Here is an 18,824-nt window from a genome sequence, read left to right on the forward strand (position 1 = left end):
TTAGGGTAGCAGAACGGAACGATCTGTTCCACTGCTATCGTCGGCAGATGTCCGCACCCGACACCGGCCCGCTCAGCGGCCGCCGCGCCCAGGCGGCCCGCAACGACAGCCGCATCCTCGATGCCGCCCGCGAGGTCTTCCTGGCCGATCCCGACGCGCCCGTCGCGGCCGTGGCCACCCGCGCCGGCGTCGGCATCAGCGCCCTCTACCGGCGCTACCCCAGCAAGCAGGACCTGCTGCGCGCTCTGGCGGCCGACGGCCTGGCCCGCTACATCGCCGACCTGGAGACCGCGCTCGCCGCCGAAGCGCCCCCGTGGGAGGCCTACGTGGCCTGCCTGCACCGGGTCGTCGAGGGCGGCGGCCAGGCGCTCGCGCAACGGCTGGCCGGCACCTTCACCCCGACCCCGGAGCTGAGCCGGATGGCCGAACGGGCGAGCCGGCTCGCCGACACGCTTCTCGACCGGGTACGCGAGTCGGGCGACCTGCGCGAGGACGTGAGCGGTGCCGACATCGTGCTGCTGCTGGAGACGGTCATGCTGGTGGACCTCCCCAGCGCCGACCGGGGCGCCGCCCTGCGGCACCGATATCTGGCCCTGCTGCTCCAGGCGCTGCACAACCCCGTCGAGGCCCCGCTCCCCGGCACGCCGGCGCGGCAGGAGGACCTGGTGGCCCGCTGGCGGGCCCGCTCCGACCGGTGACCGTGTCGCTCTTCACCGCCCCATCGGGCCGGCCGCCGCCGACGGTGCGGCACGATGGGGGCATGAGCGCACGAGTACGGGCACCCGAGCTGCGCGGCCGGGGCTGGCTGAACACCGGCGGCAAGGACATCACCCTGGCCGACCTGCGCGGCAAGATCGTCCTGCTGGACTTCTGGACCTTCTGCTGCATCAACTGCCTGCACGTGCTCGACGAGCTGCGCCCGCTCGAGGAGAAGTACGGCGACGTGCTGGTCGTGATCGGGGTGCACTCGCCGAAGTTCGAGCACGAGAAGGACGCCGCGGCCCTCGCCGCCGCCGTCGAGCGCTACGGGGTGCACCACCCGGTGCTCGACGACCCCGAGATGGACATGTGGCAGCAGTACGCGGCGAAGGCCTGGCCGACCCTGTCGGTGGTCGACCCCGAGGGCTACGTGGTCGCCACCATGGCCGGCGAGGGGCACGCCGAGGGCCTGGCCCGGCTGATCGACGACCTGATCGCCACCCACGAGGCCAAGGGCACCCTGCACCGGGGCGAGGGCCCGTACGTGGCGACCGCCGAGCCCGAGACCGCCCTGCGCTTCCCCGGCAAGGCCGTGGTGCTCGACGGCGGCAACCTGCTGGTCTCCGACTCGGCCCGGCACTCCCTGGTCGAGCTGGCCCCGGACGGGGAGACCGTGATCCGGCGGATCGGCACGGGCGACCGCGGTCACGCCGACGGCCCGGCGGGCGAGGCCACCTTCGCCGAGCCACAGGGCCTCTGCCTGCTGCCCCCGCCGGTGGCCGAGCTGGCCGGCTACGACGTGGTCGTCGCCGACACCGTCAACCACCTGCTACGCGGCGTGAAGCTGGAGACCGGCGAGGTGGTCACGGTCGCCGGCACCGGGCGGCAGTGGCGCTCGACGGTCGACGACCACTCGCACGACGCCCGCTCGGTCGACCTCTCCTCCCCCTGGGACGTGGCCTGGTACGACGACCGGGTCGTCGTCGCCATGGCGGGCATCCACCAGCTCTGGTGGTTCGACCCGGCGAAGCGGACCGCCGGCATGTACGCGGGGACCACGGTGGAGGCGCTGCGCGACGGCCCGCTGCCGGACGTCTGGATGGCCCAGCCCTCCGGCCTCTCGGTCTCGGCCGACGGCGCCCGCCTCTGGGTCGCCGACAGCGAGACCAGCGCGATCCGCTTCGTGGAGAACGGCGTGATGGGCACCGCCGTGGGGCAGGGCCTGTTCGACTTCGGCCACGTGGACGGCCCGGCCGACCGGGCGCTGCTCCAGCATCCGCTGGGGGTGTGCGCGCTGCCGGACGGCTCGGTGCTGATCGCCGACACCTACAACGGCGCGGTGCGCCGCTTCGACCCGGAGACGAACCAGGTCGCCACGGTGGCCGACGGGCTGGCCGAGCCGAGCGACCTGGTGCTCACGGCCGGGGGCGAGGTGCTGGTGGTCGAGTCGGCCGCGCACCGGCTGACCCGGCTGGCACCGGGCGCGCTGACCGCGGCGGGCGCGAACACCGTGGACGGCCCGCGGCACAAGCTGGAGCGCAAGCCCACCGACGTGGCGGCCGGCGAGCTGACCCTCGACGTGGTGTTCACGCCCGCGCCCGGGCAGAAGCTGGACGAGACGTACGGGCCGTCGACCCGCGTGGTGGTCTCGGCGTCCCCGCCGGAGTTGCTGGTCGAGGGCGCCGGGACGAGCACCGACCTGTCCCGCCGGCTGGTGCTCAGCGGCGAGGTGACCGAGGGCGTGCTCCAGGTGACCGCCCAGGCGGCCACCTGCGACGCCGACGTCGAGCACGCGGCCTGCCACCTCACCCGGCAGGACTGGGGCGTGCCGATCCGCGTGGTGGCCGGCGGGGCGACCCGCCTGCCGCTGGTGCTGCGCGGCCTCGACGAAGGCTGACAGGCCCCTCCCTTCAGGCGAACGGGGTCGGGGTGACCCCGGCGTCGATGAGGGCGGCCCGCACCAGTTCGGCGCAGCGCACGGCGCCGGGGGTGTCGCCGTGCAGGCAGATCGACTCGACCGGGCAGGGCACCACGCTGCCGTCGACCGCCACCACGGTCCGCTCGGTGGCCATCCGGACCGCCCGGGTGGCCACCTCGTCCGGGTCTCTGACCAGCGCGTTCGCGGCGGTGCGGGGCACCAGCTGCCCGCTGGGCAGGTAGTTCCGGTCGGCGAAGCCCTCGGCGACCGCCCGCAGGCCCGCGCCCACGGCGAGCTGGGCGAGCACCGAGCCGGGCGGGCAGAGCAGGGGCAGCTCGTGGTCGTAGGCGCTCACCGCGGCCACCAGCGCGGCGGCCTGGGCCTCGTCGCAGGCGGCCGCGTGGTAGAGCGCGCCGTGGGGCTTGAGGTAGCGCACCCGGGTGCCGGCCAGCCGGCAGAAGGCGTCCAGCGCCCCGAGCTGGTAGATCGTCTCGTCGCGCAGCGCGGCGAACTCGTACGCGATGTGCCGCCGGCCGAAGCCGGCGAGGTCCCGGTAGCCGACCTGGGCGCCGACGGTGACCCCGCGCCGCGCGGCGGCCGCACAGACCCGGTGCATGGTGGACGCGTCCCCACCGTGGAAGCCGCAGGCGACGTTGGCGGAGGTGACCAGCCCCAGCAGGGCCTCGTCGTCGCCCAGCCGCCAGATGCCGAATCCCTCACCGAGGTCAGCGTTGAGGTCCATGGAACGTCACCGTAGTCCCTGGGCGGGCCTGCGCGAGCGGGGTCACGTCCTCCACCACCCCGATGACCGGGTACCCGCCGGTGGTGGGGTGGTCGGCCAGGAAGACCAGCGGTTGGCCGTTCGGCGGCACCTGCACCGCGCCGAGGACGAGGCCCTCGCTGGGTAGCTCGCCGGCCACCGCGCGGGGCAGGATCGCCCCGGCCAGCCGCACGCCGACCCGGTTGCTGGCCGGGCTGATCGCGTACGCGGTGGTCAGCAGCAGGTCGAGCGCCGCGGGGGTGAACCAGTCCTGCCGCGGGCCGGGGCGCAGCGCCAGCCGGAGCACGGCCGGCAGCGCGGGGGCGGCGGTGAGGTCCACCGGGGCCGGCGGGCCGGTCGGGGCGCCCAGGGGCAGCCGGTCGCCGTCGCGCAGCGGGGGCGGGCCGAGGCCGGAGAGGGTGTCGGTGGCGCGGCTCCCGAGCACCGGCTCGACCGCGATCCCGCCGGAGACGGCGAGCCAGGTGCGCACCCCGGCGCGGGCCGGACCGATCCGCAGGGTCGCCCCGGCGGGCAGGGACAGCGGCCGGCCCAGGTCGCCGGGCCGACCGGCCCCGGCCGGGTGCTCGACCAGCAGGTCCACCTCGGCGCCCGTGAGCGCGACGGTGACGGCCCGGCTGAACCGCAGTGCGCAACCGGTCAGGGTGATCTCCAGCCCGGCGGCGTGCTCGGGGTTGCCGACGAGCCGGTTGGCCAGCCGCAGGGCGGCCGGGTCGAGCGCGCCGGAGCGGGGCACGCCGAGGTGGGCCCAGCCGGGGCGGCCCTGGTCCTGCACGGTGGTGAGGGCACCCGCCCGGAGCACCTCGATCACGGGCTGACCAGCCGGACCCGGGTGCCCGGGCTGAGCCGGGCCGGCGGGTCGGCGTGGACGTCGAAGAGGACCAGGTCGGTCCGCCCGACCAGCAGCCAGCCGCCGGGCGAGGCGGTCGGGTAGATGCCGGCGTACGGGCCGGCCAGCGCCACCGAGCCGGCCGGCACCCGGGTACGCGGGGTGGCGAGCCGGGGCACGGCCAGCTCGGCCGGCAACCCGGTGAGGTACGCGAACCCCGGCGCGAACCCGCAGAACGCCACCCGGAACTCGGTCCGCCGCAGCCGCTCCACCACGGCGGGCGCGTCGACGCCCCAGTGCTCGGCGACGGCGGGCAGGTCCGCGCCGTCGTACACCGTGGGGACCCGGACCTCGGCGGTGCCGCTGCTGGCGGCGACGCCTGCCGGGGTCCATCCGGCGATCCGCGCGGCGGCCGTCGCCGGGTCCGGCACGCCGTCGAGCAGGACGGTGGCTGCCGCCGGGACGATCTCGACGGCGCTCAGCTCACCCGCGGCCCGGCGGCGCCACAGCTCGGCCCGCCACGCCTCGACCTGCTCGGGGCCGCCGCAGTCGAGCAGCAGGGCGTGCGCGCCGACGGGCCTGATCCGCATCCCGTCATCCTCGCGTCGGCGACCGTGACGGTCCACACTACTTGCAAGTAACCTACGGTGTCGTAACCTGTTGGGCGTGACCACCTCCGCACCGCTCCGGCTCAAGCCGGTCGACATCGGGAAACCCCGCATGCGCGGCTGGCTGCACACCTACGCGTTCTTCGCCGCGCTGGTCTGCGGCATCGTGCTGTGCTCCATCGCCGCCGCCCGGCCCGGCTGGGCCCCGCTGGTGAGCTGCCTGATCTACAGCCTCACCGTGTGCGGTCTCTTCGGCACCAGCGCGCTCTACCACCGCCGGGTCTGGTCGGAGCGGGGCTACCAGATCATGCGCCGGCTGGACCACTCGATGATCTTCGTGTTCATCGCCGGCACGTACACGCCGTTCTGCGCGCTGCTGCTGGACACCCGGCACGCCACGATCATGCTGAGCCTGGTGTGGGGCGGTGCGCTGGCCGGAGTGGCGGTCAAGCTGATCTGGCCGCACGCGCCGCGCTGGATCTCCGCCCCGCTCTACCTGGCGCTCGGCTGGGTCGCGGTGACGATGCTGCCGGAGATCCTGCACGCCGGCGGCGTCACCGCCCTGGTCCTGCTGAGCGTCGGCGGGGCGATCTACAGCGTGGGCGCCGTCTTCTACGCGCTGCGCCGCCCCAACCCGTGGCCGACCGTCTTCGGCCACCACGAGTTCTTCCACGCCTGCACGCTGGTCGCGGCCATCTGCCACCACGTCGCGATCTACTTCGCGCTGTTCGCCTGACGCCGGTCGGCCCGGAACGCGCGCGAGGGCCCCGCGCCGTCGCGGGGCCCTCGACAGTTCGTGGTGCCGGTCAGGCCGGGTAGCCCGAGCCCGGGCGGCGCACCTCGCGGTACTCCTCGCGCACGACCCGGTCGTCCTGCACCGGCACGACCGGCTCGGCGACGACGCGCTCCCGCACCGGGGCGGCCACCACCCGGCGGCGGCTGTTCCAGAAGTAGAGAGTGGTGATCAGGCCCGCCACCCCGGCGAGCATGAGCACCCAGCCCACCACGTTCAGGTTCAGCCATCCCAGGTTGGCGTCGATGGCGAACGCGAAGATCGCGCCGAGCGCGATGAGGAAGATGCTGGCACCGATGCCCATGACGTCGCCTCCTTGGCGTCCTGCTGGCGTTTCCTGCCCGCCGCGGCCATGGATGAGGTAGCGGCGCACATCGACATACCCAGGCGCGGAGATCGCCAATCAGGCAAGCTGAGCGCATGACGGACGGCAGGAACCAGCAGCGGACGTTGGTGCTGCTGCGACACGCCAAGGCGGAGCAGTCCCAGGAGATGCCGGACGAGGAGCGGCCGCTGACCGCGCGGGGGCACGCCGACGCGGCCGCGGCCGGTGCCTGGTTGGCCCGGCACGCACTCCTTCCCGACGTGGTGCTCTGCTCGACCGCCAAGCGGACCCGGCAGACCTGGCACGGGGTCGCGCTGGGCGCGACGGGATCCCCGCCGGAAGGGGGCCCGGCGGGGTCGGTGCCGGCGGTGCGCTACGAGCCGGCCGCGTACGACGCGCACCCGGACGCGCTGCTGGACGTGGTCCGGGCGGTCGATCCGAAGGCCGCCTACGTGCTGCTGATCGCCCACAACCCGGGCATCTCGCTGCTGTCCGCGCTGCTCGACCCGGAGCGGGCGGATCCGGACGGGCTGCGCACCACGGACCTGGTCGTGCACCGGCCCACCACCCGCTGGGCCGAGCTGGCGCCGGGCGGGGCGCCCATCACGGGCCGGCACACCGCACGCGGCTGAGCCCGCCGGGCGGCGGGCTCAGCCGGTCAGGACGGTGGGGCCGTGGGCGGCGGCGGATCCGGCGGCGGGGGCATCATCGCGGTCGGGTGCGAGAGCCGGTTCTCCTCCACGATGAGGGTGCGTGCCCGCTTGCGGCGGTCCTGCCAGAACCAGAGCGTGGTGAGCAGCACGCCCAGCCCGGCCAGGATGAACACCCAGCCGACCGCGCGCAGGTCGATCCACCAGACGTTGGCCCGGATGGCGAAGGTCATGATCGCGCCGAGCGCGATGAGAAAGATGGCGCTGCCAATGCCCATGTGCGCTGCACTCCCCCGTGCGGTGGCCCTTGGGCGTGCTCCTGTCGTGGTCCACGGCGGTTACCCGCCAGGGGGCCGGCCTACCGCTACGGGGTGAAAACACGGCGGCGGCCGGCGAGCTGTGCGCTCGCCGGCCGCCGGTCGTCAGGGTCGAATCACCCCAGCGGGGCTCAGAACGCCTCCTCCGGGAGGTCCATGATCTCCAGGTCGGCGCCCTCGATGATCCGCCGGTCGGCACCGATGCGGGGCAGCACCTCGCGGGAGAAGAACCGGGCGGCGGCCACCTTGCCGGTGTAGAACGCCTTGTCGGTGGCCGAGACCTCGCCGCCGAGCGCCTTCAACGCCACGTCCGCCTGCTTCTGCAGCAGCCAGCCGACCACCAGGTCGCCGATCGCCAGCAGGAACCGGCGGCTGCTCAGGCCGACCTTGTAGAGGGCACGGGCGTCGCCGCCCTGGGCCTCGGTCAGCCAGCCCATCATCACGCCGAGGATGTTCTGGATCTCGCCGAGCGCCTTGCCGAGCGCCTGCCGCTCCTCCTTGAGCTGGCCGTTGCCGGCCTCGGAGGCGATGAACTCCTGGATCTCGCCGGCGACCGCCATGAGGGCCTTGCCGTTGTCCCGGACGATCTTGCGGAAGATCAGGTCGAGGCTCTGGATCGCGGTGGTGCCCTCGTAGAGGGTGTCGATCTTGGCGTCCCGGACGTACTGCTCCAGCGGGTAGTCCTGGAGGAAGCCGGAGCCGCCGAAGGTCTGCAGCGACTCGTGGCCGAGCAGCTCGTACGCCCGCTCCGAGCCGACGCCCTTGACCAGCGGAAGGAGCAGGTCGTTGACCCGCTTGGCCAGCTTGGTGGCCTTCTCGTCGCCGGCCGCCTCGGCGATCGCGACCTTGTCCTGCCAGCTGGCCGTGTAGCAGACCAGCGCGCGCAGGCCCTCGGCGTACGACTTCTGCATGAGCAGCGAGCGGCGCACGTCCGGGTGGTGGGTGATGGTCACCCGCGGGGCGGTCTTGTCGGTCTGCTGGACCAGGTCGGCGCCCTGCACCCGGTTCTTGGCGTACTCCAGCGCGTTCAGGTAGCCGGTGGAGAGGGTGGCGATCGCCTTGGTGCCGACCATCATCCGGGCGTACTCGATGATCATGAACATCTGCCGGATGCCGTCGTGCTTCTCGCCGAGCAGCCAACCCTTGGCCGGCACGCCGTGCTCGCCGAAGGTCACCTCGCAGGTGTTGGAGACCTTCAGGCCCATCTTGTGCTCGACGTTGGTGGCGAAGACGCCGTTGCGCTCGCCCAGCTCGCCGGTCTCCTCGTCGAAGTGGAACTTCGGCACGACGAAGAGGGACAGGCCCTTGGTGCCCGGGCCACCGGCACCCTCGACGCCGACCGGGCGGGCCAGCACGTAGTGGACGATGTTGTCGGTGAGGTCGTGCTCGCCGGAGGTGATGAAGCGCTTGACGCCCTCGATGTGCCAGGAGCCGTCCGGCTGCGGGATGGCGCGGGTGCGGCCGGCGCCGACGTCCGAGCCGGCGTCCGGCTCGGTCAGCACCATGGTCGAGCCCCACTGCTTCTCGATGAAGAGCCGGGCCCACTTCTTCTGCTGCTCGGTGCCCTCGACGTGCAGCACGTGCGCGAAGGACGGGCCGGAGGCGTACATCCAGATCGGAGCGTTGGAGCCGAGCACCAGCTCGGCGAGCGACCACCAGAGGGCGCGGGGGGCGTTGGTGCCGCCGAGGGCCTCCGGCAGGTCCAGCCGCCAGAACTCGGAGTCCATGAACGCCTGGTAGGACTTCTTGAACGACTCCGGCAGCGGCGCGGTGTGCGTCGCGGGGTCGAAGACCGGCGGGTTGCGGTCGCTGTCCGAGTAGCTGGCGGCCAGGTCCTCGCGGGCCAGGCGGTCGACCTCGGAGAGGAAGCTACGGGCGGTGTCGACGTCCAGGTCCGTGTACGGCTCCTGGCCGAACGTCCGGTCCGCCCCGAAGACCTCGAAGAGGTTGAACTCGAGGTCCCGAAGGTTGCTCTTGTAGTGGGTCATGCTCGCTGGCCCCGCTTCCGGACAGGTGTTACCGATCAGTAACTCCAGACTGTATTACTCGCGGGTAGCCAACGACAAGCCGATCTCCGAAGTGACAGCGATTACACACTTCCGGTTCACCCGATGGTGGCCCGGCCACTCAGCTCTCGGCCGCGCCGACCTCCCAGCTCGGCACGGGCGCCGCCGTGGCGCTGCGCGGCCCGGTGTATTCCATGAGCACCAGCGCGATGTCGTCGTCCAGCCGGCCGTGCACCCACTCGACAAGGGCGGTCTCCAGCGAGGCCAGACCGTCGGCGACCGTCCCGTGGCCGAGCAGCCGCCAGGCCCGGTCGGCCGTCGGGAAGAACTCCCCGTCCCGGCGCGCCTCGCCCAGCCCGTCGGTGAACAGCAGCAGCCGGTCGCCCGGCTCCAGCCGCTCCACCCGGGGCCGGACCACCGGCATGAAACCGAGGGGCGGCGCGGGCGCCGGCGGTTCGAGCGGGATGACCGCGCCCCGGCGCAGCAGCAGCGGTGGCGGGTGGCCGCAGTTGACGATGGTGAGGGTGCCGCCCCGCTCCTCGACCAGCGCGGCGGTGACGAAGTCCTCGTCGCCGGCGTTGCGGGCCACCGCCCGGTCCAGGTCGGTCACCACCGCCCGCAGGTCCGCCCGCTCGTACGCCACGTGGCGGTAGGAGCCCAGCACGATGCTGGCCAGGCGCACCGCCTCCAGGCCCTTGCCGCGCACATCGCCGATGATCATGCGAACGCCGTACGGGGTGTCCATGGCCTCGTACAGGTCGCCGCCGATCTCGGCGGTCGCCGTCGACGAGATGTAGCGGGCGGCCACGGCCAGGGTGCCGACCTGCGGGCCGAGCGACCGCAGCACCGCCTGCTGGGCCACCGAGGCGAGCCGGGACAGCTCCGCGATCCGCTCGGACTGGCGCTGGCGGACCGCCGCCACCGCGCCGGCGATCGCGGTGGCCAGCGCGATGCCGGCGACGTTGACCGCGGTGACCAGCGACATCGTCTGCTCGGCGAGGGCGAACGCGGCCCCGATCCCGGTGGCGAGCAGGCCCACCCCGAGCACCACCCGCCAGGACGCGAGCGCGGCGGCGAGGAACGGGGCGGCCACCATGAGCGCGATGTAGTGGGCCGGGCGCCCGTCGGCCAGCTCGACGGCGGAGACGATCGCGAGCAGCGCGAGGGCCGCGCCGAGGCCGGCGCGGGATCCGGGGCTCAGCGGGCCGTGGCCCGACTGGAAGGGTTGCGTGCGTACACCGGACAGCATGCCTGATGGACGTGAACGGGTGAATGAACCTGGCCCGTCGTCCGAGGATGTTCTGGCCGGCCGGATCCCGCCGCCGGCCCGATCGCCGCCGGCCACCCGGTCAGCCGAGGACCTCGTACCTGACGGTCAGCTCGCCGAGGTCGGTCGAGGCGATCGCGGCGAAGGCGGCCCGGGACAGGTCGATGCACCGGCCGTCGATGTACGGCCCGCGGTCGTTGATCCGGACCACGACCGACTTGCCGTTGGCCGGGTTGGTCACCCGGACCTTCGTGTTGAACGGCAGGGTCTTGTGCGCGGCGGTCAGGGCGTCCGGGTTGAACGTCTCGCCGTTCGCGGTCATCTGCCCCTCGTCATAGAAGGACGCGCCGCAGGAACCGCTGTCGACGACCTTCGCGGCGGTGGTGGTCTTCTTCGCGGTCGGCTTCGGGCTGGCGGTCCGGGTCTTGCTCCGGGACGCCGCCTGGGTCCGGGTCGCCGTCGGGCTCGGGGTGGCCTTCGGCGAGGGGCTGAGGCTCGGCGAGGCGGAGGGGGACGCCGACGTGGGGGCGAGGGTGCTGGGCAGGGCCTCGACGGCGGCCGGCTCGGCGGCGGGCTCGGCGGAGGTGAGCTGGACCGCGCCGACAGTGCCGCCGATGGCGAGCACCACGCCGACGGCCGCGGTGGCGGCGATGCCGGCCGGCGAGGAGAACTTGCGGGTACGAAGGTGCCTACCAGCCACCGCCCGGTCCTTTCGTCTGCGGAACAAACCGGCTCGGACCGTAACGAGAGAAGCACTTCGGAAGTCAACGTGATCATGGTGCTATGCCCGCATTTACCCTGGTACGTGTAGCCGATCAAGCGAGCAGCCCTCCTCCGAACGACGGAAGGAGCGCTGGCCGGAGCCGGTGCGGCCGCGCCTGGCCTCGGTGCACCAGGATGGAGGGCGTGCTGAGCCGACGCCTGGTCGAGCTGTTCCGCTGGGTCGATCCCGGCCCCGCGAGCAGCCACCTGGTCAGCGACCTCTCCGGCTGGTGGCGGGATCCGGAGGTGCTGGCCACGGTCGGACCCGCCCTGGCCGGCCTCTTCCCGGCCGCCCGGCCGACCGTCGTGATCTCCCCCGAGGTGACCGGGCTGCTGCTCGGCCCGCTGGTCGCGGTGGCCGCCGGCGCCGGGTTCCTGCCGGCGTACAAGGACGGTGGGGAGCGGCGCCGGGTCGGGCCGATGCGCTGGGCCGGGACGCCCCCGGACTACCGGGGCCGGCAGCTCCGGGTCGGCGTGGACGCCCGCCGCCTCGGGCCCGGCGACCGGGTGCTGCTGGCCGACGACTGGGTGGCCACCGGGGCGCAACTCGACGCGCTGCGCCGGCTGGTGGAGGACAGCGGGGCCGAGTTCGTGGGTACGGCCGCGCTCGTCGCCACCTGTCCGGCGCCGGTCGCCGAGCGGCTCCGGCTGCGTGCCCTGCTCACCGGGGAGCAGTTGCCCGAGGGTTGACCTCAAGGGCGCTTCAACTCCGAGGATCGGCGCATGGACGACGGCATCCTGGACGAGGCGTACCAACGGCTGCACCGCACCGGCCCGGAATACGAGGGCTGGCTCTCCAACCACGGACCCATGGCGGTCGAGGCGCTGGTCCGCCACGGCCACGGCGCCCGGGTGCACCGCTGGCTGGACGACTACCTGCGCCGGCTGGACGAGCTGCCGCGCGGGCTGCGGCCGATCGACGACTGGCGGGCCGCGCTGGGCGACCCGAAACGGGCCGGCGACTGGCTCGCCCACTTCGACCGGGAACTGCGCGACCGTTCCTGGCACGACGTGCTCGGCGACTGGTGGCCGCGGCTGCTGCCGGGCATCGCGGCCGGGGCCACCCACGGGGTGATCCGGGTCGGGCACGCGGTCCGGGTGCTGCGTACCGACGGGGAGAACCCGCAGCGGCTGCACGAGTTGGGCCAGGCGCTCGGCTACTGGGCCGCGCGCTGGCAGCCCGTGCCCGGCGCCGGCCCGCTCACCGGGCGGTCCGACGTGCCGACCGCGCTCGCGGCGGTGCCCCGGCTGCCGGCGCAGACCGGCGGGATCCGGGACCGGCTGGGCCGGCTGCCCGACCTGCCCGGGTGGTCCGACGCGACCGCGGCGCTGCGCTCACCCGCCGATCCCGCCGGGGCCGAGCGGACCCTCACCGAACTGGTGCACCGGACCGCCCTGGACTACCTGCGGTTCGGACACGGCAATCCGGTCATGCTGGTGCACGCGGTGACCGCGCCGACCGCGGTGCTGCGTACCCTGCCGGCCCTGGACCGGGCGCTCTGGACGCCGAGCGTCGCCGCCGCCTGGTCGGCCACGGCCGCCGTGACGTCGGTGTACGCCCCACCCACGCCGGCCCCAGCACCCGCGGTGGCGGAACGGGAGCCGGCGGAGGTGTTCGCCCGGGCGGCGCGGCACGGGGACGCGCACGTGGTGAAGCTGGCCGACGCCGTGCTGGAGGCGCACGCGGCGACCGGCGACGCCCGGGTGCTGGCTGCCGCCGGCTACGCCGGCCAGCTCATCTGAACGAAGTCCTCGACGGCGGTGCAGACCCGGCCCAGCGCCTCGGCGGACCGCGCCAGCGGGCCGGGCACCAGCATCGAGTGGTCGGCGTCCGGCACCTCCAGCACGTGCGGGCTGAGCCGGCGGGCGGTCTCGCCCTGCCACGACGGGTCGGCGGTCCCGCCGACCAGCAGGCGGGGGGCGCTCGCCCGGCCCAGCCCGTCCACCACGTCCGGGTTGTTGAGCAGCGGGGTCAGCCAGACCGCGCGCAGCCCACGGTCGGCGGCGAGTGGGGTGGCGAAGCTGCCCAGCGACTTGCCGACCAGCAGGTCGACCTCGTCGAGCACCGGGACGACCTGCTCGGCCACCCACTCCGGGGCCCGGTCGATGCGCAGGTCGCGAGGCACCTGCCAGGTCACCTCGTGCACCTCGAAGCCGAGGCGGCGCAGCGCCTCCCCCACGTACGCGAAGAGTGGAGCCCGGGTGTCGTAACCCCGGCCCGGCACCAGCACCGCCCGTCGATCCGCCATGCCGACCACGCTAGTCCCGCCGAGGGGTCCGTGGGGGCGGCCGAAATCCCGCGACGGGCCGGCGGCCGGCGGTTAGCCTCGGCAGGATGTGGCCCCGCATCGGTGGACTCCGCACCCTCGCCCTCGGCACGCCCGGCGAGCTGCGCACCACCCTCAACGCCCTCGTGCTGTCCGGCGTGAAGACCGCCACCGCCGGTCTGCTGACCGACGAGTACGCCACCGAGAACGAGGAGCTGGAGCACGTCGGCGAGCGGCTCGTCCTGGTGGACGACGACGACAAGCTGATCGGCGTGGTCGAGGTCACCGGCGTCGAGGTGGTCCGCTTCGCCGACGTGTCGTGGGACTTCGCCCGCTCCGAGGGCGAGGGCGACCGGTCCATCGAGGAGTGGCGCGAGGGCCACCGCCGCTACTGGGCCCGGGTGGGCTTCCCGGTCGACGACGACACCCAGGTGGTCTGCATCCGGTTCCGGCTGGTCTCCGCCGGGGACGGCGGGATCAGCACCGGCGACCTGGGCACCTGACCGGTCAGGCCCGGCGCAGCTCCGGCAGCAGCTCCGCCGCCTCGACCAGCACCGCCTCGTCGCCGCCGTACCAGCTGCTGGCGCGGGGCCAGTGGGTCACCACGTCGGTGAAGCCCAGCCGGGCGGCCCGGGCGACCTGCTCGGCGAAGAAGTCCGCGCTGGTGAGCGAGAACGCCGGCGCCGAGTCCAGCGACAGGTAGCGGTCGAGGGTGGCCGGATCGCGGCCGGCCTGCTCCAACGTCGCGTCGAGCCGGGCGGACAGCTCCGCCACGCTCGACCACCAGCTCTCCAGGTCGTCGCCGCCGAGCCCGGTGGTCACCCAGCCCTGCCCGAAGCGGGCGACCAGCCGCATCGAGCGGGGCCCGTTCGCGGCGACCACGAAGGGCACCCGGGGCTGCTGGACGCAGCCGGGATTGTTCCGCGCGTCGACCGCGGCGAACCACTCGCCGCGCCAGGTCGTGCCGTCCTCCCGCAGGACCAGGTCGAGCAGCTCGGTGAACTCGGCGAACCGGTCGACCCGCTGCCGGGGCGGCAGGGTCTCGCCGCCGAGGACCGCCGAGTCGAAGCCGATGCCCCCGGCCCCGAGGCCGAGCAGCACCCGCCCCCCGGAGACGTCGTCCAGCGCGGTGACCTGCCGGGCGAACGCCGCCGGGTGCCGGAAGTTGGGCGAGGCGACCAGGGTGCCGAGGCGGATCCGCGAGGTCACGGTCGCGGCGGCGGTCAGCGTGGTCATCGAGTCGAACCAGGGGCCGTCGACCAGGTCGCGCCACCCCAGGTGGTCGTAGGTCCAGGCGTGGTCGAAGCCCCACTCGTCCGCCTGCTGCCAGCGCCGCCGGGAATCCGACCAGCGCTGGTCGGGCAGGATCACGATGCCGATTCGCATGATCGCCAGGGTACGACCCGGGTCGGACAGGCCGACCCGGGTCGGGGGGACTAACCCTCCACCAGGTCGGCGACCACGCAGGCGATGTTGTCGGGTGCGCCCGCCTCGTACGCGAGGTCGACCAGGCGCCCGACGGCGGTCTCCGGGTCGTCGGCCCCGGCGAGCGCGTCGTGCAACGCCTCGGGCTCGACCACCGCGGCGAGCCCGTCGGAGCAGAGCAGGTAGCGGTCGCCGGCCAGGGCGGTCCGCAGCGCCAGGTCCGCCTCGACCTCGCCGGCCCCGAGCGCCCGCGCCAGCAGGGCCCGCTGCGGGTGCCCGGCGGCCTCCACCGGGCTGAGCTTTCCCTGGTCGACCAGTGACTGGACGTAGGTGTGGTCCTGGGTGAGCCGGGACAGCTCGCCGCCCCGCAGCAGGTACGCCCGGGTGTCCCCGACGTGCACGAGGGCCAGCCGGGTGCCGCGCCGCAGGATGGCGGTGAGCGTGGTGACCGGCTGGTGGGCGTCGGTGGCGTGCGCGCGTACCGCCCGGTCGGCGGCGCCCACCGCCTCGGCCAGCGCGGTGAGCAGTTCGGTGGCCGGCGCGTCGACCGGCTCCAGCGGCCGCAGGGCGTCCACGGCGGTGGTGCTGGCGGCGGCCCCGCCCGGGCCCCGCATGCCGTCCGCCACGGCGAGCAGGGTTCCGCTGGCGTACGCGGTGTCCTCGTTGGAGTCCCGGACGGTGCCGGTCTCGCAGCGGACGGCGTACCGGAAGGTGGTCTCGGACATGGTGGTGCCCCTCTCGGTGAGCTGGTCGACGAGGAGCGCGACGGCGCGACCGCGGGCGGCCGTGTCCGCGCTGACCCGCCGCCACCAGGCGTCGACGGCCTCGGCGGCGGCGTCCGGCGGCAGGCCGCAGACGGCCTGGATCTCGGCCAGCGGCATGCCGGCCCGGCGCAGCGCGGCGATCAGCCGGGCCCGGTCGAGCTGGGCCGGCGCGTAGTACCGGTAGCCCGAGTGCGGGTCGACGGCGGCCGGCGGCAGCAGCCCCAGCTCGTCGTAGAGCCGCAGCGCCTTCGGCGTCAGGCGCGCCGCGCGGGCGAACGCCCCGATGGTGAGCAGCTCCACGGACCCATCCTCCTCGCGCCGGTCGCGCTCCCCGTGCCGGTCACGGCGACCGGCAGGGACCACGCTGGGCCTTGCCGTAGGGGCAGGGTCAAGGCATTGACGATGTATCGATCACTTATATATGTTGCCGCGGTGACCCAGATGCGGGAGCCCACGTTCCTGATCCTCACGGCGCTCGCCGGCGGCCCCCGGCACGGCTACGGGATCATCCAGGAGGTCACCACGCTCTCCGCCGCACGCGTCACCCTGCTCCCCGGCACCCTCTACACGGCACTGGACCGGCTCACCGCCCAGGGCCTCGTCGAGCCCGACCGGGAGGAGGTGGTCGACGGCCGGCTGCGCCGCTACTACCGGCTCACCTCCACCGGCCTCGACGCCCTCCGCACCGAGACCGCCCGGCTGCGCCAGCTCACCGCGGCCGCCGAGACCCGGCTGCGCGCCCTGCGCCCCCGCACCGCCTGACCCGCCTCCCGCCCACGCCTTCCGACCGCAGGGGAGACCATGTCGCTCGCCCGCCGCTACCGGCGCCTGCTGCTCGCCTATCCCCGCGCGTACCGGCGGGAGCGTGGCGACGAGATCCTCGGCCTGCTGCTCGACGGTGCGCCCGCCGGGCGGACCCGGCCCACCCTGCGCGAGGCGGCCAACCTGGTCCGGGCCGGCCTGCGCTGCCGCCTCGGCCGGCCGGCCAGCCGCACGGTCGGCGTCTGGGCCGTCCTCGCGGCGCTGATCTGCGGGCTGTTCACCGGTGCGCTGGCCGCCCGGACGGCCTGGGAGACGTCCCGGCCCCAGCCCGATCGGGCCGAATTCACGGCGGTCTTCACCGAGGCGTTTCCCGGCCACCGGCTGAACGACGACGTGTCGACCGCCCCCGCCCTGTTCGTCATCTACGGCCAGCCGCTGTCCCGGGCGTCCCTGCGCAGCCTGCTGCTTGGCGACGGCGGCGAATACGAGGAGGGGGCGGCCGGCGGCTCGGCGACCGGCCCGATGCCGACGCCGGAGGCGCAGACGCTGGCCACGGCACAGCAGCGCCTCCGGGCCGCCGGCTGGCAGGTGTACGAGCCGACCTCCGAGGTGCTGCAGACCTGCGCCGACCCGCGCTGCGACCCGGCGAGCCAGCCGGTCGAGACCGTCCTCGTGGCCCGCCGGGGCGACACCGTGCTGCGGGCGACCTTCGACGATCCCCGGTCCTTCGGCTCGTACCTCGGGGTGGCGCTGCAGCGGGCCGCGCCGCCGGCCGTGCTGCCGGTCGCCGTGCTGGCCGGCCTGGCCGGGGGCGCGCTGGCCTGGCTGGTCTTCGCCTGGGCCAGCCGGCGCACCGAGGGCCGGCGTCGGGCGCCGCTGCTGCTCGGGGTCACCCTGTTCTTCTGGTGGGTGCCCGTGCTGCTCGCCACCTCGTCGCTGGCCCGGCACCACCTCGACGAGCCGCACCCGAGCTGGCACCCGCTCTGGGAGTGGCTGGGTCAGCCGACCCTCTCGCTGTTCTTCCTGGTCGGCCTGGCCAGCGCGCTGGTCCTGCTGCTCACCGCGCTGACGCCGCGCCGGGACCTGCAGCCCCTGACCGTGTGACACAGCTGACCTTCGCCAGCATCCGGGCCAGGTGCGGCTCCACGGTGCCCGGATCGGCCCCGGCGACCTCGCGCGGCGTCCACCAGCGGACGGCCCGGAACTCGGCCGGGTCGGGGATCAGCTTCTGGTCACGGCTGCCGGACAGCACGAACCAGAGGCTGACGTCGGTGTGCCGCTCCTCCGGCGGGCCGACCGTCCCGGTCACCGTGAGGAAGGCGGGGCGCTCGCCGAAAGCCGGCGCGAAGACGGCCGGCACGCCCAGTTCCTCGACCATCTCCCGGCGTACGGTCTGCGCGGGGTGCTCACCCGGCTCGACGTGACCGCCGCTGGGCAACCACATTCCGGCCTTGCGGTGGTCGACCAGCAGCACGGCGCCGTCCGTCTCGTCGCGGAGCAGGAAGTAGGCCACCAGGTGCGGCGAGGGCGTGCGCGGCTTCGCCCGGCGGAAGATGTCCTCCGTCGTGGCCAGCCAGGCCAGCGTCGTGGCGCGGTGTCGCGCCTCCTGCTCGTCGCCCGGCGTGAGGGCCTCGACCAGCGCCCGGATCTCGTCCCGCACACCGTCATGCTGCCAGTCGGCTGCGACAGCCTCAGGCCGTCGGGGCCGGGTTGGCGTCGACCGCGGCGCGGACGAACTCGCGTACCCGGGTGGTGGTGTTGCTGGCCAGCCACACCGGACCGCGCCGGATCGGCGGCGCGTCGTGGATCGGCACGTACGCCAGGTCGGGGCGGGCGTGGTAGTGCCGGGTCTGCTCGCCCACCGGCAGCACCCCGCGGCCCATCGCGACGAGGGCCAGCATCTCGGAGAAGCTGCCGCCGACCGGGCCCCGCGGCACCGGCCGCCCCGCCGGGGTCCGGTCCGGGGTGCGGTCCCGCTTGAACGCGGCCGAGGTCACCGCCGGGTACTGCACCACCGGATGGTCGCCCAGCACCTCCAGCGACACCGACTCCGCACCGGCCAGCGGATGGTTCGCGGCCACCGCGAGCACCCGGGCCTCGTGCAGCAGCGCCGGGCCGTTCGCCATGCCGTCGAAGGGGTACGAGGCGATCAGCACGTCGATCGAGCCGTCCTGCAGGCTCGACCGGGTGGTGGCGAGGGGGGCCTCGTGGACGTGCACGACGCAGTCCGGGTGGCGCTCGCCGAACAGCGTGACGGCCCGCAGCAGCACCGGAGCGGTCGACTCACCGACGTACGCCACCCGCAGCTCGCCGGCGAGCCCGCGCCCGGCGTCGACGGCGCGCTGGACGGCGTCCTCGATGCCGGCGACCAGCGGACGCAGGTCGTCGGCGAGGCGGGCGCCGATCGGGGTGAGGCGGACCACCCGGCTGGTCCGCTCGAAGAGCGGCGCGCCGATCCGGCGTTCGAGTTTCCGCACCACGTGACTGATCCGGCCGGTGGTCACCCGCAGCCGCTCCGCGGTCCGACCGAAGTGCAGTTCCTCGGCGAGCGTCAGGAACGTCTCGACCTCGTACCGCTCCAGCACCCGCCGCCCCCATCGTTGAATCCTGGTCAACGATCGTAGCCCGATCGCGTCTTGGTCCGAACGGCGGCG

At 74.3% G+C, this 18,824-nt stretch carries 22 protein-coding genes; 9 read left to right on the plus strand and 13 right to left on the minus strand.

Annotation, left to right across the window (positions count from 1 at the left end; genetic code table 11):
• Positions 1-47 precede the first annotated feature (47 nt).
• Both GA0070214_RS17790 and GA0070214_RS17795 read left to right on the plus strand, forming a co-directional pair.
• Entirely contained in the window at positions 48-698 is a 651-nt protein-coding gene (locus GA0070214_RS17790; protein ID WP_091264540.1) for a TetR/AcrR family transcriptional regulator, read from the plus strand.
• A gap of 62 nt (positions 699-760) precedes the next feature.
• Entirely contained in the window at positions 761-2,596 is a 1,836-nt protein-coding gene (locus GA0070214_RS17795) for an NHL domain-containing thioredoxin family protein (RefSeq protein WP_091265517.1), read from the plus strand.
• Positions 2,597-2,609: 13 nt separating this feature from the next.
• On the opposite strand, the gene GA0070214_RS17800 is transcribed toward GA0070214_RS17795, so the two are convergent.
• The 3 genes from GA0070214_RS17800 to GA0070214_RS17810 are packed head-to-tail and all read right to left on the minus strand — an operon-like array spanning position 2,610 to position 4,814.
• Positions 2,610-3,359, minus strand: coding sequence for a LamB/YcsF family protein (locus GA0070214_RS17800; protein WP_091264543.1), 750 nt, complete (start codon positions 3,357-3,359; stop codon positions 2,610-2,612).
• Positions 3,343-4,305: a 5-oxoprolinase subunit C family protein gene (locus GA0070214_RS17805; RefSeq protein ID WP_377462996.1), complete on the minus strand. Its 963-nt coding sequence runs from the start codon at positions 4,303-4,305 to the stop codon at positions 3,343-3,345. Before GA0070214_RS17805 ends, GA0070214_RS17800 begins: the two co-directional genes overlap by 17 nt.
• A complete protein-coding gene (locus GA0070214_RS17810) occupies positions 4,203-4,814 on the minus strand; it encodes a 5-oxoprolinase subunit B family protein (protein WP_091264549.1) in 612 nt (203 codons plus the stop codon). Before GA0070214_RS17810 ends, GA0070214_RS17805 begins: the two co-directional genes overlap by 103 nt.
• A 76-nt stretch (positions 4,815-4,890) precedes the next feature.
• Between GA0070214_RS17810 and trhA the strand changes: the two genes are divergently transcribed.
• Positions 4,891-5,568, plus strand: a complete 678-nt coding sequence (gene trhA, locus GA0070214_RS17815; RefSeq protein WP_091264551.1) for a PAQR family membrane homeostasis protein TrhA — start codon at positions 4,891-4,893, stop codon at positions 5,566-5,568.
• Between the two features lie 70 nt (positions 5,569-5,638).
• On the opposite strand, the gene GA0070214_RS17820 is transcribed toward trhA, so the two are convergent.
• Positions 5,639-5,929 carry a DUF6458 family protein gene (locus GA0070214_RS17820; protein ID WP_091264555.1) on the minus strand — a complete coding sequence of 97 codons (291 nt, stop codon included), beginning with the start codon at positions 5,927-5,929 and terminating at the stop codon, positions 5,639-5,641.
• A 116-nt stretch (positions 5,930-6,045) separates the two neighbouring features.
• On the opposite strand from GA0070214_RS17820, the gene GA0070214_RS17825 reads away from it, so the two are divergent.
• Complete coding sequence (locus GA0070214_RS17825) at positions 6,046-6,582, plus strand: SixA phosphatase family protein (protein ID WP_091264558.1); 537 nt, start codon at positions 6,046-6,048, stop codon at positions 6,580-6,582.
• Between the two features lie 26 nt (positions 6,583-6,608).
• Here GA0070214_RS17825 and GA0070214_RS17830 read toward each other — a convergent pair whose 3' ends face one another.
• The 4 genes from GA0070214_RS17830 to GA0070214_RS17845 all read right to left on the minus strand — a co-directional run bounded on the left by GA0070214_RS17830 (position 6,609) and on the right by GA0070214_RS17845 (position 10,890).
• Positions 6,609-6,878, minus strand: a complete 270-nt coding sequence (locus GA0070214_RS17830; RefSeq protein WP_013283345.1) for a DUF6458 family protein — start codon at positions 6,876-6,878, stop codon at positions 6,609-6,611.
• A gap of 170 nt (positions 6,879-7,048) precedes the next feature.
• Positions 7,049-8,905, minus strand: coding sequence for an acyl-CoA dehydrogenase (locus GA0070214_RS17835; protein ID WP_091264561.1), 1,857 nt, complete (start codon positions 8,903-8,905; stop codon positions 7,049-7,051).
• Between the two features lie 139 nt (positions 8,906-9,044).
• Positions 9,045-10,172: a PP2C family protein-serine/threonine phosphatase gene (locus GA0070214_RS17840; protein ID WP_091264565.1), complete on the minus strand. Its 1,128-nt coding sequence runs from the start codon at positions 10,170-10,172 to the stop codon at positions 9,045-9,047.
• A 100-nt stretch (positions 10,173-10,272) separates the two neighbouring features.
• Positions 10,273-10,890 carry a septal ring lytic transglycosylase RlpA family protein gene (locus tag GA0070214_RS17845; RefSeq protein WP_091264568.1) on the minus strand — a complete coding sequence of 206 codons (618 nt, stop codon included), beginning with the start codon at positions 10,888-10,890 and terminating at the stop codon, positions 10,273-10,275.
• A 197-nt stretch (positions 10,891-11,087) separates the two neighbouring features.
• On the opposite strand from GA0070214_RS17845, the gene GA0070214_RS17850 reads away from it, so the two are divergent.
• Entirely contained in the window at positions 11,088-11,642 is a 555-nt protein-coding gene (locus GA0070214_RS17850) for a phosphoribosyltransferase (protein ID WP_208602812.1), read from the plus strand.
• A 33-nt stretch (positions 11,643-11,675) separates the two neighbouring features.
• Complete coding sequence (locus tag GA0070214_RS17855) at positions 11,676-12,695, plus strand: questin oxidase family protein (protein WP_091264572.1); 1,020 nt, start codon at positions 11,676-11,678, stop codon at positions 12,693-12,695.
• Here GA0070214_RS17855 and GA0070214_RS17860 read toward each other — a convergent pair.
• On the minus strand, positions 12,674-13,201 hold the full coding sequence (locus tag GA0070214_RS17860) for an alpha/beta hydrolase (protein WP_091265522.1): 528 nt from the start codon (positions 13,199-13,201) through the stop codon (positions 12,674-12,676). The two genes, GA0070214_RS17855 and GA0070214_RS17860, sit on opposite strands and share 22 nt — an antisense overlap.
• An 86-nt stretch (positions 13,202-13,287) precedes the next feature.
• Here GA0070214_RS17860 and GA0070214_RS17865 point away from each other — a divergent pair, with 86 nt between their 5' ends.
• Positions 13,288-13,722, plus strand: a complete 435-nt coding sequence (locus GA0070214_RS17865; RefSeq protein ID WP_091264575.1) for an ASCH domain-containing protein — start codon at positions 13,288-13,290, stop codon at positions 13,720-13,722.
• A 4-nt stretch (positions 13,723-13,726) separates the two neighbouring features.
• On the opposite strand, the gene GA0070214_RS17870 is transcribed toward GA0070214_RS17865, so the two are convergent.
• A complete protein-coding gene (locus GA0070214_RS17870) occupies positions 13,727-14,605 on the minus strand; it encodes an LLM class flavin-dependent oxidoreductase (protein WP_091264578.1) in 879 nt (292 codons plus the stop codon).
• A gap of 50 nt (positions 14,606-14,655) precedes the next feature.
• Entirely contained in the window at positions 14,656-15,708 is a 1,053-nt protein-coding gene (locus GA0070214_RS17875; RefSeq protein ID WP_091264582.1) for a MerR family transcriptional regulator, read from the minus strand.
• Between the two features lie 141 nt (positions 15,709-15,849).
• Between GA0070214_RS17875 and GA0070214_RS17880 the strand changes: the two genes are divergently transcribed.
• Both GA0070214_RS17880 and GA0070214_RS17885 read left to right on the plus strand, forming a co-directional pair.
• The gene (locus GA0070214_RS17880) at positions 15,850-16,170 is read left to right on the plus strand and encodes a PadR family transcriptional regulator (protein WP_091265525.1); all 321 of its coding nucleotides are present in this window, start codon (positions 15,850-15,852) and stop codon (positions 16,168-16,170) included.
• Between the two features lie 39 nt (positions 16,171-16,209).
• Positions 16,210-17,274, plus strand: a complete 1,065-nt coding sequence (locus tag GA0070214_RS17885; RefSeq protein ID WP_091264585.1) for a hypothetical protein — start codon at positions 16,210-16,212, stop codon at positions 17,272-17,274.
• Here GA0070214_RS17885 and GA0070214_RS17890 read toward each other — a convergent pair.
• Together GA0070214_RS17890 and GA0070214_RS17895 are read right to left on the minus strand one after the other, a co-directional pair.
• Complete coding sequence (locus GA0070214_RS17890) at positions 17,228-17,830, minus strand: NUDIX hydrolase (protein WP_091264588.1); 603 nt, start codon at positions 17,828-17,830, stop codon at positions 17,228-17,230. The genes GA0070214_RS17885 and GA0070214_RS17890 overlap by 47 nt on opposite strands.
• A gap of 31 nt (positions 17,831-17,861) precedes the next feature.
• On the minus strand, positions 17,862-18,755 hold the full coding sequence (locus GA0070214_RS17895) for a LysR family transcriptional regulator (protein WP_091264591.1): 894 nt from the start codon (positions 18,753-18,755) through the stop codon (positions 17,862-17,864).
• Between the last annotated feature and the right edge of the window lie 69 nt (positions 18,756-18,824).

The sequence above is a fragment of the Micromonospora chaiyaphumensis genome (genome assembly GCF_900091435.1).
Classification (GTDB): domain Bacteria; phylum Actinomycetota; class Actinomycetes; order Mycobacteriales; family Micromonosporaceae; genus Micromonospora; species Micromonospora chaiyaphumensis.